General features: G+C 64.8%; 14 protein-coding genes. 5 read left to right on the forward strand and 9 right to left on the reverse strand.

Annotation, left to right across the window (positions count from 1 at the left end; all coding sequences use genetic code 11):
• Window positions 1-20: 20 nt before the first annotated feature.
• The 5 genes from IP89_RS02250 to IP89_RS02270 all read right to left on the reverse strand — a co-directional run bounded on the left by IP89_RS02250 (window position 21) and on the right by IP89_RS02270 (window position 4,489).
• The gene (locus tag IP89_RS02250) at window positions 21-746 is read right to left on the reverse strand and encodes a thioesterase II family protein (protein ID WP_043307334.1); all 726 of its coding nucleotides are present in this window, start codon (window positions 744-746) and stop codon (window positions 21-23) included.
• Window positions 746-949, reverse strand: a complete 204-nt coding sequence (locus IP89_RS02255; RefSeq protein WP_043307335.1) for an MbtH family NRPS accessory protein — start codon at window positions 947-949, stop codon at window positions 746-748. The genes IP89_RS02250 and IP89_RS02255 overlap by 1 nt, the downstream gene beginning before the upstream one ends.
• 125 nt (window positions 950-1,074) lie before the next feature.
• Window positions 1,075-2,745: a multidrug ABC transporter permease/ATP-binding protein gene (locus IP89_RS02260; RefSeq protein ID WP_043307336.1), complete on the reverse strand. Its 1,671-nt coding sequence runs from the start codon at window positions 2,743-2,745 to the stop codon at window positions 1,075-1,077.
• A gap of 22 nt (window positions 2,746-2,767) precedes the next feature.
• Complete coding sequence (locus IP89_RS02265) at window positions 2,768-3,334, reverse strand: sigma-70 family RNA polymerase sigma factor (RefSeq protein WP_156114971.1); 567 nt, start codon at window positions 3,332-3,334, stop codon at window positions 2,768-2,770.
• 132 nt (window positions 3,335-3,466) lie between these two features.
• Window positions 3,467-4,489 (reverse strand): zinc-dependent alcohol dehydrogenase family protein, encoded by a 1,023-nt coding sequence (locus IP89_RS02270; protein WP_043307337.1) that lies wholly within the window; start codon window positions 4,487-4,489, stop codon window positions 3,467-3,469.
• A gap of 196 nt (window positions 4,490-4,685) precedes the next feature.
• Here IP89_RS02270 and IP89_RS02275 point away from each other — a divergent pair, with 196 nt between their 5' ends.
• From IP89_RS02275 to IP89_RS02290, 4 genes are all read left to right on the forward strand, one after another.
• Window positions 4,686-5,603, forward strand: a complete 918-nt coding sequence (locus IP89_RS02275) for a LysR family transcriptional regulator (protein ID WP_043307339.1) — start codon at window positions 4,686-4,688, stop codon at window positions 5,601-5,603.
• A 161-nt stretch (window positions 5,604-5,764) separates the two neighbouring features.
• The gene (gene mexE / locus IP89_RS02280) at window positions 5,765-7,006 is read left to right on the forward strand and encodes a multidrug efflux RND transporter periplasmic adaptor subunit MexE (RefSeq protein WP_043307340.1); all 1,242 of its coding nucleotides are present in this window, start codon (window positions 5,765-5,767) and stop codon (window positions 7,004-7,006) included.
• A gap of 11 nt (window positions 7,007-7,017) precedes the next feature.
• Window positions 7,018-10,200 carry an efflux RND transporter permease subunit gene (locus IP89_RS02285; RefSeq protein WP_043307341.1) on the forward strand — a complete coding sequence of 1,061 codons (3,183 nt, stop codon included), beginning with the start codon at window positions 7,018-7,020 and terminating at the stop codon, window positions 10,198-10,200.
• Window positions 10,197-11,585 (forward strand): efflux transporter outer membrane subunit, encoded by a 1,389-nt coding sequence (locus IP89_RS02290; RefSeq protein WP_043307342.1) that lies wholly within the window; start codon window positions 10,197-10,199, stop codon window positions 11,583-11,585. The genes IP89_RS02285 and IP89_RS02290 overlap by 4 nt, the downstream gene beginning before the upstream one ends.
• Window positions 11,586-11,764: 179 nt before the next feature.
• On the opposite strand, the gene IP89_RS02295 is transcribed toward IP89_RS02290, so the two are convergent.
• On the reverse strand, window positions 11,765-12,223 hold the full coding sequence (locus IP89_RS02295; protein ID WP_043307343.1) for a PA2169 family four-helix-bundle protein: 459 nt from the start codon (window positions 12,221-12,223) through the stop codon (window positions 11,765-11,767).
• Between the two features lie 190 nt (window positions 12,224-12,413).
• Window positions 12,414-12,641 (reverse strand): hypothetical protein, encoded by a 228-nt coding sequence (locus IP89_RS02300; protein WP_043307344.1) that lies wholly within the window; start codon window positions 12,639-12,641, stop codon window positions 12,414-12,416.
• A 336-nt stretch (window positions 12,642-12,977) separates the two neighbouring features.
• Between IP89_RS02300 and IP89_RS22870 the strand changes: the two genes are divergently transcribed.
• Entirely contained in the window at window positions 12,978-13,151 is a 174-nt protein-coding gene (locus IP89_RS22870; protein ID WP_081963143.1) for a general stress protein, read from the forward strand.
• A gap of 48 nt (window positions 13,152-13,199) precedes the next feature.
• On the opposite strand, the gene IP89_RS02305 is transcribed toward IP89_RS22870, so the two are convergent.
• Together IP89_RS02305 and IP89_RS02310 are read right to left on the reverse strand one after the other, a co-directional pair.
• Window positions 13,200-13,850, reverse strand: coding sequence for a paraquat-inducible protein A (locus tag IP89_RS02305; RefSeq protein ID WP_043307345.1), 651 nt, complete (start codon window positions 13,848-13,850; stop codon window positions 13,200-13,202).
• Window positions 13,837-14,496: a paraquat-inducible protein A gene (locus IP89_RS02310; RefSeq protein WP_043307346.1), complete on the reverse strand. Its 660-nt coding sequence runs from the start codon at window positions 14,494-14,496 to the stop codon at window positions 13,837-13,839. Before IP89_RS02310 ends, IP89_RS02305 begins: the two co-directional genes overlap by 14 nt.
• Window positions 14,497-14,596: the final 100 nt, after the last annotated feature.

A 14,596-nucleotide genomic window follows, 5' to 3' on the forward strand; every position in this document is an offset into this window, starting at 1 on the left:
AGTACCTCGCAAAGAGTGGCCTAGGCGCCCAGGGGCATGCCGGCCGCCTCGCGCCGCAACAGGCGCGAAGCATGGAATTCGATCAGGGACAGCAGTTCATCTTCTTGGGGGCGCAGGTAGGCGTGATCGCCATCCAGCCATTCCAGGGTGAAGGGGCCGCGGGTCTCGCGGCGCCAGGCGCGCAGGTCGTCCTCGCTCAGGCAGTCGCGTCGTGCGCCGAGCACATGCAGCGCACAGGGCAAGGGCGCGCGGCGCTGGTAGCGGTAGCTCTCGGCCAGGGCGAAGTCACTGCGCAATACCGGCAGCAGCTCGCGGCGGAACAGCGGGTCGGCCAGCAACTCGCGCGGCAGGCGCGCGAAACCATCGAGGCCAGCAAACAACTCACCATCGCTGCGCGAGGTCATGCGCGGCGCCTGCAGGCGGCGAGATGGCGCACGTGAGGCGGAAGCGAACAACGCCAGCGGTGCTTCGTGGCCAGAGGCGATCAACGTTTGAGCCAGCTCGAAGGCCAGCATGGCGCCCAGGCTGTGGCCCCACAGCAGGTACGGGCCATTGCATTCGCGCAACCAGGCCTGCTTGAGGTCGGCCAGCAGTGCCGGCAACTGCTGGCACTGCGGCTCGCCCTCGCGGGCGCCACGGCCTGGCAGCTCCAGCGGGCAGACTTCCAGCCAGCGCGGCAGGCGCTTGCGCCAGCGTGCATAAGGCATGGCGCTGGCACCGGCATGAGCCAGGCAGAACAGCTGCATCAGGCGTCCATGGCTTCGCGCAGGCTGCGCGGGCGCATGTCGGTCCAGACGCTGGCGATATGCGCCAGGCAGGTCGGTTTGTCACCTCGCACGCCCTCCTCGCGCCAGCCCGCCGGCACGGCCTTGTAGGCTGGCCAGATGGCGTACTGTTGCTCGTCGTTGACCACGACCAGGAAGGTGGTTTGCGGGTTGTCCAGGCTCATGGGGTATCCCTCGGGAAAAGTGGCACGCTTTAAAGACGCATAGAGCTGCGAATAATTTTCATTTAATTCGATTGCGCAGACGTGACAGTGCCCAGCCCCCTTTGCAGAGGGCTGGACGGTCGCAATCAGGCTGGAATCGAGCTGCCGATTTCGCGCACCGCATCTTGGGTGGCGCGTTCGCGGGCTTCGCCGGTGAGTTCGAACAGGCGGCCACCATCCATCTTGAGCAAGCGGTCGGCCTGGTCGAAGTAGTGGTCGTCGTGGGTTATGGCCAGTACGGTCTTGCCGGCGGCCTTCAGTTGCGGCAACAGCTCGCGGTAGAACAGGCGACGGAACAGCGGGTCCTGGTCAGCGGCCCATTCGTCGAGGATCAGGATGTCACGCCCCTCGAGCATCGCCAGCATCAGCGCCAGACGCTTGCGCTGGCCCTGGGAGAAACGCGTGCCAGCCAGGCGGCCACCGGCGAACTTGACCTTGTGGCGCAGGCGCAGACGATCCAGCCATTGTCCGACCAGGGACTCCTCCACCTCGACACCAGCCGGGCCGAGCAGGCGGGCGAACAGGTGGAAGTCGGTGTACACGCTGGCGAATAGCTGGCGGTAGGCCTGCCATTCATGGGCTTGCACGGTGCGGCCGTCGAGGCGTATCTCACCGCCGGCCGGGCGATGCAGGCCGGTGAGCAGGCGGGCCAGGGTCGACTTGCCGCTGCCATTGCCGCCGACCAGGAACACCAGCTCGCCACGGCGTAGTTCGAGATCGATGGGGCCGACATCGAAGCCGGCCTCGTCGCCCTCGCCCGGGTAGCGATATTCGACGCTAGACAGCTGCAGACACTGCCAGTCGCCCAGGCCCTGCGGCATGGCGATCTCGGGGGTTTCAGGCGCCAGTTCCAAGGCTTCCAGCTTGTCCAGGGAGATACGCGCGGCCAGCAGGCTGGGCAACGCGGCGACGGTTGCGACCATCGGTGCGCGCAAGAACAGCACGGTCAGGGCGAAGGTGGCGGCTACCTCGCCAGAGGCCCAGCCCAGTCCGCTGGCACAGAAGAACACCAGGCCGATGCTGCCCAGCACCATGGCGTTGGCCCAGTTGCCGGCCAGGCCGTTGAAGATGTCGGCGCGGGTGACGTTGTCGCGGTAGGCACGGGCGTCGCGGTCGAACTCCTCGTCGTAGAGCAGGCGGGCGCGATCACGGTTGAGCGCCAGCTCCTTGCGGCCGTCGATGATCGCCTGGTAGTCCTCATAGAGGCGATCCTCGGCCTCGCGCAGCAGGCGGATATGCAGGTTGACCTTGCCGACGAAGAACCAGCCCACCAGCAGGGTCAGGCCGAGCCAGGCCGCGGTGATGCCGAACAGCGCCGGCGACAGCCAGGCCAGGTAGCTGAAGGCGGCGATGCTGAGGATCAGGCCGTAGGTCAGCTCCGGCATATAGACGAAGGCGATGGTGATGTTGCGGATGTCGCTGGACAGGCTGGCGAGGATGCGCGCACCGCCGATCTGCTCCAGACGCTCGATATCGGTGTCCAGCACGCGCCGCACCAGACTGCGACGCAGCTTATAGACGAAGCGGTGGCCGAGCGTATGCAGCGCCACCTGCCCTGCCCCGGCGCAGACCATCAGCAGCGCCAGCAGGCCGAGGAAGCTGAGCAGCGTGGTTGCCAGCTCACCTTCCAGACGGATCAGTCGCAGATTGATGAAGGCGATCACGCCAACGCTGAGCACCGCGCTGCACAAACTGAGCAGGACGATGCCGGAGAGCGGCAGGCGGTTATCACGGAACAGCAGTTTGAGCAGTTTCATGGCGAGTCCAGAACGGCAGAAGTCAGGCCGCCTCGGGTTCGAGGCGGCTGCGGCAGTGGCTGAGGGCGTCACGCAGAAGGAAATGCACCAGGGTCGGCGAGGCGCTGAGATGGGTCGCCACCTCGCGCTGGCTGTAGCCTTCCAGCTGACTCATGGTGAAGACGGTGCGGGTGCGCTCCGGCAACTCACCGAGAGCGAGTTGCAGGCGTTGCCACTCGAGCTGGCCGATGGCGCGCTGCTCGGGGCCGGATTGCGGCGCGGGCAGTTCGTCGAGCAATTCATCGTCGGCGCTATAGCGGCCTTCTAGCGCGTGGCGGCGCAGGCGGTCGATGGACAGGTTGCGCACCATGCGGAACAGGTAGCGCAGCGGGTCTTCGATGGCGTGGCGGTCGCCGCTCTCCCACAGCTTGAGGAAGGCGTCGTGCACCACATCTTCGGCACGCGCGCGGCAACCGAGCACACCCTGGGCGGCATCGATCAGCACACGGCGGTGGCCGGTGTAGAGGCTCTCCAGCCCATTGTCCTTAACGTCTTGGGACGCGACTAGCGGCGCACCGCCGAAGTCCTCCCAACTGCCCAGCATTCCCATCGCCCGATCCTCGGCTGCAGTCTGCTGCGCATCTTAATGATAATTCTTATCATTTCAATGCTGGCCAATCATCTTTTCTCGATTAAATAAAAACGCCGCCCGAAGGCGGCGTTTAGCCACTATAGCTGCGGTTTACGCATCCAGCGTCATCACCACGCGGCCACCGGACGGACAGGTCTCCATGAACTCGTTGGCGGCGACGAAATCCGTGAAGTTGAAACTCCTGGAAATGCTCGGCTTGAGCAGGCGGTCAGCGGTCATCTGGTTGATCCGCGTCAGCGCTCGCTGCACGGCCGCTTCGTCACGCTGCAGGCCCAGCTCCGGCTGCCCAGTGAAGTCCAGCACGCAGTGGCGGAAGAACTGCAGGTGCTTCTTGAACGCCGCGCAGGCCGGGAAAGCTGCATCGTTGCCGCCGTTGACGCCGTAGATGATCAGCTTGCCGCGAGTTGCTGCGACGTCGCCGAGCAGTTTCATCTGCGGGCCGGCGCATTGGTCCAGCACTACTTCCACGCCCTTGCCGTCGGTGAAGCGCTCGACTTCCAGGACCAGGTCCTGCTCCTCGGTATCGATCACCTTGTCAGCGCCCAGCTCACGCAGATAGGCACGAGTGCTGCCTTCGCTGGTGGCGGCGATGACTTCTGCGCCGAGGGCCTTGGCCATCTGCACGGCCTGAGGTGCCAGACAGTGGGCCGCCTCGGTGATCAGCACGCGCTGCCCGGGCTGCACCTCGGCCAGCTCGACCAGGGCAAAGTAGGCCAGCATGTAAGGCGTGTAGTGCACGGCCGCCTCGCTCGGGCTGAGCACGTCGGGATAACGGGTCAGCGCATTGCGTGGCATCAGCACCAGATCGCCCCAAGCCGGGTACTGGTTGGGGCTGAACGCCGGGAAACTGGCCACGGCCATGCCGGGAGCGAAGTCCGTGACATCGGCGCCAACGGCCTCGACTACACCGGCCAGCTCGAAGCCGACACCGGCCGGCAGCTGGACTGCTTCGTCCGGAGACAGGCTCTGCCGCCACAGCACATCGCGCCAGCCGACGCCGAGTGCCTGGGTACGTACCAGCACCTCATCGGGGCCTGGTTTGGGCGTCGGCATATCCTCCAGGCGCAGCACGCTGGCATCGCCGAACTGGTGGAAACGGATCATGCGGGACATCAAACACCTCGCCTTCATATTGCTATGGCCACGGACTCTATACGGGCTTTTCCAGCAAAACTACCCGCACAGATTGATAGTCACCATAAATATGGATGATCCATAAGCGACGCAGGTTCAGCTTCGGCATGCTCGCGGACTTGACGGCGGCTCTGCGCCGCCGCACCTTTCACAGGTTCCCGAATGGAAGCTGAGCATGAATCGCAACGACCTGCGCCGTGTCGACCTGAACCTGCTGATCGTGTTCGAGACGCTGATGCACGAGCGCAGCGTGACCCGTGCCGCGGAAAAACTCTTCCTCGGCCAACCGGCGATCAGCGCCGCTCTCGCCCGCCTGCGCAGCCTGTTCGATGATCCGCTGTTCGTGCGTACCGGCCGCAGCATGGAGCCGACCGCGCGAGCCAACGAGATTTTCGGCCTGCTCTCGCCGGCGCTGGACTCCATCTCCACCGCCGTCAGCCGCGCCACCGACTTCGACCCGGCCACCAGCAAGGCGGTGTTCCGTATCGGTCTGTCCGACGACGTCGAGTTCGCCCTGCTGCCACCCCTGCTCCGCCGCCTGCGTGCCGAGGCTCCGGGTGTGGTGCTGGTGATTCGCCGCGCCAACTATCTGTTGATGCCCAACCTGCTGGCCTCCGGCGAGATCTCGGTGGGCGTGAGCTACACCGACGAGCTGCCGGCCAACGCCAAACGCAAGGTATTGCGCCGCAGCAAGCCACGCCTGCTGCGCGCCGACAGTGCGCCGGGAAATATCGCCCTCGACGACTTCTGCGCTCGGCCCCATGCGCTGGTGTCGTTCGCCGGCGACCTCAGCGGTTTCATCGATGAGGAACTGGAGAAGCTCGACCGCAAACGCCGTGTAGTGCTCGCCGTGCCACAGTTCAACGGCCTGGGCACGCTGCTGTCCGGCACCGACATCCTGGCCACCGTACCGGACTACACCGCCGCCGCGCTTACCGCCGCCGGCGGCTTGCGCGCCGAGAACCTGCCGCTGGAAACCCGCACCTTCGAGCTGCACATGTGCTGGCGCGGCGCGCAGGACAACGACCCCGCCGAACGCTGGCTGCGTTCGCGCATCCAGATGTTCTGCGGCGACCCGGACAGCCTTGCCTGATCCTGCGCGAGCCCTCTGCCACGGGGGCTGCAGAAACTATTAACGCAAGAGGCTGAATCATCATTACGGATGATGTTCAACTTCGCAGCGTTCGATTCGTCTCATCAAAGCCGCCAAATCAGACTCCGCCCCATTCACAAATCCGACTGGCGGAGTCAAACATGGAACAGTCACGCAACATCCTCTGGGGCCTGCCCCTGGCCATCACCGCAGCCCTCGCGCTGAGTGCCTGCGGTAAGGGCGACGAAGCCAGCCAACAGCAAGCAGCCGCCAAGGTCAGCGTTGCCGAGGTTATCGAACAGCCGATCAACGAGTGGGACGAGTTCACCGGTCGCCTGGAAGCCCCCGAGTCGGTCGATATCCGCCCGCGTGTCTCCGGCTACATCGACCGAGTTGCCTTCGACGAAGGCAGCCTGGTGAAGAAAGGCGACCTGCTGTTCCAGATCGACCCGCGCCCCTTCGAGGCCGAGGTCAAGCGCCTGCAGGCCCAACTGCAACAGGCCCGCGCCGACTACACCCGTACCGCCAACGAAGCTCGCCGCGGTGATCGCCTGCGTCAGAGCAACGCCATCTCCGCGGAACTGGCCGATGCCCGCAGCAGCGCCGCCACGGCCGCCCAGGCGCAGGTCGCGGCAGTGCAGGCACAACTGGACAACGCCCAGCTCAACCTCGGCTTCACCCGCATCACCGCACCGATCGATGGTCGCGTCAGTCGTGCCGAGATCACTTCCGGCAACCTGGTCAACGCCGGCGAGTCGCTGCTGACCTCGGTGGTCTCCACCGACAAGGTCTACGCCTACTTCGACGCCGACGAGCGCGTGTTCCTCAAATACGTCGAGCTGGCGCGCAAGGCCGGTAGCGATGCCCGTGGCGCCAGCCCGGTCTACCTCGGCCTCTCCAGCGAAGCCGGTCACCCGCATCAGGGGCAGCTGGACTTCCTCGACAACCAGGTCAACCCGCGCACCGGCACCATCCGTGGCCGCGCCGTGTTCGACAACAGCAAGGGCGAGTTCACCCCCGGCCTCTACGCCCGCCTCAAACTGGTCGGCAGCAGCACCTACCCGGCTGCGCTGATCAAGGACGACGCGGTCGGCACCGACCTGGGCAAGAAATTCGTCCTGGTCCTCGGCGAGAACAACACCGTGAACTACCGCGCCATCGAGCTCGGCCCGAAGCTGGAAGGCCTGCGCATCGTCCGCACCGGCCTGGCCAAGGGCGAGAAGATCGTGGTCAACGGCCTGCAGCGCGCCATGCCCGGCGCCACTGTCGAGCCGCAAGCGGTACCGATGGCCGACGAGGCCACCCTCGCCCAGCTCGCCAACCTGCGTCAGGCCGTCGATAGCCGCGATGCTCCGCGCGTAGCCGACAAACAAGTCAAATCCAGCAACGCACCGCGCGGCTGAGGTAGAACTTCATGAACTTCTCCCAGTTCTTCATCAAGCGGCCGATCTTTGCGGCCGTGCTGTCCCTGCTGGTGCTGATCGCCGGTGCGATCTCGCTGTTCCAGCTGCCGATCAGCGAATACCCGGAAGTGGTACCGCCCACCGTGGTGGTGCGCGCCAACTTCCCTGGCGCCAACCCCAAGGTGATCGGCGAAACCGTCGCCTCGCCGCTGGAACAGGCCATCGTCGGCGTGGAAGGCATGCTCTACATGTCCTCGCAGTCGACCAACGACGGCAAGCTGACCCTGACCATCACCTTCGCTCTGGGTACCGACCTGGACAACGCCCAGGTGCAGGTACAGAACCGCGTGACCCGCACCATGCCGACCCTGCCCACTGAAGTGCAGCGGCTCGGCGTGACCGTGGACAAGGCCTCTCCGGACCTGACCATGGTGGTGCACCTGACTTCGCCGGATAACCGTTACGACATGCTCTACCTGTCCAACTACGCCGCGCTGAACGTCAAGGACGAGCTGGCGCGCCTGGACGGCGTGGGCGACGTGCAGCTGTTTGGCATGGGCAACTACTCGCTGCGCGTGTGGCTCGACCCGAACAAGGTGGCCTCGCGCAACCTGACCGCCACCGACGTGGTCAACGCCATTCGCGAACAGAACCGCCAGGTCGCCGCCGGTGCCCTCGGCGCGCCGCCCACCGATGCTGGCAACAGCTTCCAGCTGTCGATCAACACCCAGGGCCGTCTGGTCAGCGAGGAAGAGTTCGAGAACATCATCATCCGCGCCGGTGACGATGGCGAAATCACTCGCCTGAAGGACATCGCCCGTGTCGAGCTGGGTTCCAACCAGTACGCCCTGCGCTCGCTGCTGAACAACCAGCCGGCCGTGGCCATTCCGGTGTTCCAGCGTCCCGGCTCCAACGCCATCGAGATCTCCGACTCGGTGCGCGAGCGCATGGCCGAACTGAAGAAGAGTTTCCCCCAGGGCGTGGACTACGAGATCGTCTATGACCCGACCATCTTCGTACGCGGCTCCATCGAGGCAGTGGTACACACCCTGCTCGAAGCCATCGTGCTGGTGGTGCTAGTGGTGATCCTGTTCCTGCAGACCTGGCGCGCTTCGATCATCCCGCTGGCCGCCGTGCCGGTGTCGCTGATCGGTACCTTCGCCGTGATGCACCTGTTCGGCTTCTCGCTCAACGCCCTGTCGCTGTTCGGCCTGGTACTGGCCATCGGCATCGTGGTGGACGACGCCATCGTCGTGGTGGAGAACGTCGAACGGAACATCGGCCTAGGCAAATCACCCATCGAGGCCACCCGCCAAGCCATGAAGGAAGTGACCGGTCCCATCGTAGCCACCGCTCTGGTGCTGTGCGCCGTGTTCGTGCCGACCGCGTTCATCTCCGGCCTCACCGGGCAGTTCTACCAGCAGTTCGCGTTGACCATCGCCATCTCGACCGTGATCTCGGCGTTCAACTCGCTGACCCTGTCGCCGGCCCTGGCCGCCGTGCTGCTGAAGGACCACCACGCGCCGAAGGACCGCTTCTCCCGCGTGCTCGACAAACTGTTCGGCGGCTGGCTGTTCAACCCGTTCAACCGCTTCTTCGACCGCGCCAGCCATGGCTACGTTGGTACCGTGAAGCGCGTGCTGCGCGGCAGCTCCATCGCCCTGTTCGTCTACGCAGGCCTGCTGGCGCTCGGCTACCTGGGCTTCTCCAGCACCCCGACCGGCTTCGTGCCGCAGCAGGATAAGCAGTACCTGGTCGCTTTCGCCCAGCTGCCAGACGCCGCCACCCTCGATCGTACCGAGGACGTGATCAAGCGCATGTCGGAAATCGCCGGCAAGCACCCGGGCGTGGAGAACACCGTGGCCTTCCCGGGCCTGTCGATCAACGGCTTCACCAACAGCCCGAACAGCGGCATCGTGTTCACCCCGCTCAAGCCGTTCGATGAGCGCAAGGATCCCTCGCTCAGCGCCAACGCCATCGCCGCGGAGCTGAATGCCCAGTTCGCCGACATCCAGGATGCCTACATCGCCATCTTCCCGCCGCCTCCCGTGCAGGGTCTCGGCACCATCGGTGGCTTCCGTCTGCAGATCCAGGACCGCGGCAGCCTCGGCTACGAGGAACTGTACAAGCAAACCCAGAACATCCTGGCCAAGGCGCGCGCGCTGCCGGAGCTGAACCCGATGTCGGTGTTCACCAGCTATCAGGTCAACGTGCCGCAGGTGGATGCCGCCATCGACCGCGAGAAGGCCAAGACCCACGGCGTGGCCATCAGCGACATCTTCGACACCATGCAGGTGTACCTGGGTTCGCTGTACGCCAACGACTTCAACCGCTTCGGCCGGACCTACCAGGTCAACGTCCAGGCCGACCAGCAGTTCCGTCTGGAGCCCGAGCAGATCGGCCAGCTCAAGGTGCGCAACAACCGTGGCGAGATGATCCCGCTGTCGACCTTCGTCAAGGTGGAAAACAGCGCCGGTCCGGATCGGGTGATGCACTACAACGGCTTCCTCACCGCCGAGATCAACGGTGCGGCAGCCCCCGGCTACAGCTCCGGCCAGGCCGAGGCGGCGATCGCCAAGCTGCTCAAGGAAGAACTGCCCAACGGCATGACCTACGAGTGGACCGAGCTGACCTATCAGCAGATCCTCGCCGGCAATACCGCGATCTTCATCTTCCCGCTCTGCGTGCTGCTGGCCTTCCTGGTGCTGGCCGCCCAGTACGAAAGCTGGAGCCTGCCGCTGGCGGTGATCCTGATCGTGCCGACCGTGCTGTTTTCCGCCATCACCGGGGTGATCCTGGCCGGCGGTGACAACAACGTGTTCACCCAGATCGGCTTGATCGTGTTGGTGGGCCTGGCGTGCAAGAACGCCATCCTCATCGTCGAGTTCGCCAAGGAGAAACAGGAAGAAGGCCTGGACCGCGTCGCCGCGGTGCTGGAAGCCTGCCGCCTGCGTCTGCGCCCGATCCTGATGACCTCCATCGCCTTCATCATGGGCGTGGTGCCCCTGGTGCTGTCGTCCGGCGCCGGTGCCGAAATGCGCCATGCCATGGGCGTGGCGGTGTTCAGCGGGATGATCGGCGTGACCTTCTTCGGCCTGTTGCTGACCCCGGTGTTCTACGTGCTGATCCGCGCCTTCGTGGAAAAACGTGAAGCACGCAAGGCCAACCAGATCGCTCACGAGGTGCATGCATGAAGCCGTTGATTCCCGCCCTGCTCGCCCTGGCGGTCAGTGCCTGTGCCGTCGGCCCGGACTACAAGGCGCCAGAAACCCAGCCAGCGCAGATCACCGCGCTGGAGGCCGGCGACTATGACCGCACCGATTTCGAATCGGCCTGGTGGAATCAGTTCGACGACCCGACCCTGAGCCAGCTGGTCCAGCAGTCGCTCAAGGAAAACCGCGAGCTGCGCGTGGCCTTCGCCCGCCTGCGCGCCGCCCGCGCCATCCGCGACGACGTCGGCAACGACCAGATGCCGGTGATCACCAGCCGCGCCAGTGGTGAGTTCGGCAAGGCCCAGCAGCCACCGACCAGCGAGGAGCGCATCCGCCAGGAGCGCTACGACCTGGGCCTGGACATGGCCTGGGAGCTCGACCTGTTCGGCCGCATCCAGCGCACCATCGAGGCCAGCGACGCGCAGAGCGAGGCCGCCGAGGCCGAGCTGTATCAGCTGCAGGTCAGCCTGATCGCCGAGCTGGTGGACGCCTATGGCAACCTGCGTGGCGCCCAGCTGCGTGAGCGGATTGCCCGTGACAACCTGAAGAACCAGCAGGAGTCGCGCGGCCTTACCGAGCAGCTGCGTGACGCCGGTGTCGGCAGCGAGCTGGACGTGCTGCGCAGCGACGCACGCCTGGCCGCCACCGAAGCCAGCCTGCCGCAACTGCAGGCCGAGGAAGCGCGGGCCCGTCACCGCATCGCCACCTTGCTAGGCCAGCGCCCGGAGCAGTTGACCGTCGACCTGTCGGCCAAGCCGCTGCCGGTGATCGCCAAGGCCCTGCCGATTGGTGATCCGGCCGAGTTGTTGCGCCGCCGTCCGGATGTGCGCGTGGCCGAACGCCAGCTGGCCGCCGCTACCGCCAACGTCGGCGTGGCCACCGCCGACCTGTTCCCGCGGGTGAGTCTGTCCGGCTTCCTCGGCTTCACCGCCGGGCGTGGCTCGCAACTCGGCGCCGCCGATGCGCGGGCCTGGGGTGTGGCGCCGACCATCAGCTGGGCGGCGTTCGACCTAGGCAGCGTGCGGGCTCGCCTGCGCGGCGCCGAAGCCGACGCCGATGCTGCCCTGGCCAGCTACGAGCAGCAGGTGCTGCTGGCCCTGGAGGAGTCGGAAAACGCCTTCAGCGACTACGCCAAGCGCCAGCAGCGCCTGGTCTCGCTGGTACGCCAGTCCGAGGCCAGCCGCGCGGCGGCGGCCCAGGCCGCGGTGCGCTACCGCGAAGGCACCGAAGACTTCCTCGTGCTGCTCGACGCCGAACGCGAGCGCCTGGCCGCCGAAGACGCCCAGGCCCTGGCCGAGATCGAGCTGTATCGCGGCATCGTCGCCATCTACAAGGCCCTCGGCGGAGGTTGGCAGCCCAACGCCTGATCGAATCCGGCCCGAGTCTGCTCGGGCCACACAGTCCCTCCTGGGTCGACCCTGCCCTTTGTCGACCATTGCGCTCCCCACGGCTGCTCCTGGCCGTGGGGATTTTTTTGCTCTCAGGAAAAGTCGGCGCCAACGAAAACGGCCGGCTAATGCCGGCCGCCTCTATAGGGATTGCCCGATCAGCTGGCGCGGGCGATGTTGCGCAGTGCCTTGATCTGGTCGTGGTTGCGCAGCACGCCGTCGTACTGACGCTGCACCACCTCGCGGACCTTGATCGGCAGGCTGGTTTCCTTCAGTGCCTCGGAGTAGTGCTTCTTGGCCACGTCCTCGCCACGCTCGCACTCGTTGAGAATGGCCTCATCGCTCTTGCCGGTGACCAGCGCCTTGAGATCGACCCAGCGGCGGTGCATATCGCCACCCACGCTGGTGCTGTCTTCCGGTTTGCCACCCAGCTCCAGCACCAGGCCCTGCAGCTCACCGGCCGCAGCGGCGCATTCGCGCGAGCGATTGTTGAACAGCGACTGCAGCTGGGCGTCCTTGACGTCCTTGGCGCAGGTACGGAATCCAGCCTCGCCGTCCTTGCTGGTTTCGATCAGATTATTGAGAACCTTGATGGTGTCTTTGAGGGTATCGCTCATCGTTTTCTTCCTATACCGGCATTGCCGGAGATTGATTGGATGATGACGACAAAGGCACAGAGGTTGTCCGCGTCGCCTGTGGGGTCGACCCGACCGCTTCGATGGGTGTTCCACTTCCCCGATGGGCGGTCAGCCGGTCAACTTCCGAGGCGCAATGGCCTCGGAGCGGCGTGCTAACGGACATCACAGGTTAGAAATGCAGGCGCTCGGCATCGCTGGGCAAGCGTTGCAGCTCCAGAGTGAGCGGGTCGCCTGGCCCCGCGCTCGGCAAGCTCTGCGCCGCGGTGGGGAGTAGATCGCCGCCCTGGAACGGCGACATATAGCGGGCCTGCTGGGGCGCGGCCTCGGGAAGCTCACGCAGGCCGAGAAAGGCCAGCAACGAGCAAGCGATGAGCGGGACTATGAGTCTGGCTCGCATAGCGGCTGTTCTCCTTGATAAAACGTAGCGCCGACAGCCGATAAAAGCAGCGCTCGTCTATTGACCATCTCCTTGTTGTGTTGGGGACGTTAACACCGCTTCGGCGGCTTTAAATAGGGCCATCCAGCCGTTTTCGACATGCGGTGTGAATTCCGCGAGCGACACCGCATAAACAGCCTGCTGTTTGGGGGATTTCCGCCCGAAATTGCAGACCTGACGCGATAGATATTCCTCGAAGTAATAAAAAAAAACTGAACACCTGTTTCAGCATTCTCTCCGAGTAAGGGAGCCCCTGATGGGGCGCTCATTCTGAAGATACTGAAGAGGAATCGGACAATGGCTACACATCGAGGTGGTAAAGGCAACTTCGCGGAAGACCCCCAGCGCGCCTCCGAAGCCGGCAAAAAAGGCGGCCATGTGAGTGGTGGGAACTTCAGAAACGACCCTCAACGCGCCTCCGAAGCCGGGCGCAAAGGCGGTCAGAACAGCCACGGCTCGCGCAGCAACTGAGCCAGACGGTTCGAGGGCGAAGCGCCCGCTTCGCTCTCGTTGCCGGGCTCAGCCGCGAGCCTCGGCCTCTTCACTCCCCTCCGACTCTTCCTCGTCATCGAAGGTGTTGTCCCAGATCAGTCTGGGATCGAAGGTCACTGCGGCCAGCATGGTGAGAATCACCACCGTACAGAACGCCGTAGCGCCCATGCCTGCCTCGATACTCGCCAGATTGCCGAAGTTGACTAGCGCAACCAGGATGGCGATGACGAAGATATCCAGCATCGACCAGCGCCCGATCCACTCAATGAAGCGGTACATGAGAATGCGCTGCCTGGCCGACATCGGCTGGCGGCGCTGCACCGAGTACAGCAGCAGGGCGATCCCGACCAGCTTGAAGGTCGGCACCAGAATACTGGCGACGAACACCACCAGCGCGATGGGCAGCATATCGGCGTGGATCAGCTCGACGACCCCTTCCATGATGGTCGCGGGCGTACCCTTGCCGAGCATGCTGACCGTCATGATCGGCAGCATGTTGGCCGGCAGGTAGAGAATCGCCGCAGTGATCAGCAGCGCCCAGGTCCGCGCAATGCTGTTGGGGCGGCGCTCATGCAGGTGTGCGCCGCACCTTGTGCAGTGCTGCTCCTCGCCTTCACGCAGGTATTCCAGCTTGTGGCATTCGCCGCAGAGCAGGATGCCGGCATCAATTGCGCGCATCTTCACCCTCCTCGCTCAGTGCTTCCCACACCTGGTGCGGCGACATGGTCACCTCCAGCCAGACCTGCGTCATCATCAGCGCAATGAAGCAGGCCATGCCCACGCCCAGGTGCAGCTCGGCCAGGTCGATCAGCTTGACGATGGAAACCAGGATGCCGAACAGGTAGACCTCGAGCATCCCCCACTCACGCAAGTGGTGATAGATGCGATAGAGCCGGCAGGCCAACGGCCGCAGGCTGGCGTAGGGCATGGCGAGCAGCACGAACAGCTGGCAGAGCAGTTTGAGCAGCGGTACCAGCATGCTGCAGAGGAACACCACTGCAGCGACGCCCCGCATGCCCGAATGGTAGAGGCCAATCACCCCGCTCCACACCGTATCCACCGCGTTCTGGCCGAGCAGATCCATGCTCATGATCGGCAGGAAGTTGGCCGGCACGTACAGCAGCAGTGCCGTCAGCACCAAGGCCAGCGCGCGGCGGCGCATGTGCGAGCGGTGCACCACCAGCTCGTAGCCGCAGCGCGGGCAACAGGCCTTCTGCTCCTCGCCCACATGCGGGTGATGCATGAGCAGATCGCACTCATGGCAGGCGATAAGATCCTTGAGCGGGGGCAGATTCCCGGCTGTCAGTTTCTCGGCTTGCTCCATCTACTCCATTCTCCGCAACTGGCCGCGCTCAGGCCCATAGGTTGATATTACCCACTCTGTGCAGCTTTGCCGCAGGGCCGTGCGTGCGACTTCGTGCTAG

This window comes from Pseudomonas sp. ML96 (assembly GCF_000761545.1).
Taxonomy (GTDB): Bacteria; Pseudomonadota; Gammaproteobacteria; order Pseudomonadales; family Pseudomonadaceae; genus Aquipseudomonas.